Below are 223 nucleotides of genomic sequence, written 5' to 3' on the forward strand. Positions count from 1 at the left end.
ACGTCACCTTGAACACGCGCATCAAGCCGCTCGACGACGTGCGCGTCCGTCAGGCCCTGAACATGGCCGTCAACAAGGAACGCATCGTCCGTATCATCAACAACCGCGCGGGTCCGGCGAACCAAATTCTCCCGCCGCTCATGCCGGGCTACGACAAGGAGTACAAGGGCTACGCCTATGATGTCGCCAAGGCCAAGGCGCTGCTCGCGGAAGCCGGCCTGAA

The 223-nt window shown here is 62.3% G+C and carries 1 protein-coding gene; it reads left to right on the top strand.

Going from position 1 to position 223, the window contains the following annotated elements; translation table 11 throughout:
• On the top strand, positions 1-223 hold a 223-nt coding region (locus E4K09_RS19865), incomplete at both ends, for an ABC transporter substrate-binding protein (RefSeq protein WP_244610604.1).

The organism is Microvirga pakistanensis, from assembly GCF_004458765.1.
In the GTDB taxonomy this organism is placed as follows: domain Bacteria; phylum Pseudomonadota; class Alphaproteobacteria; order Rhizobiales; family Beijerinckiaceae; genus Microvirga; species Microvirga pakistanensis.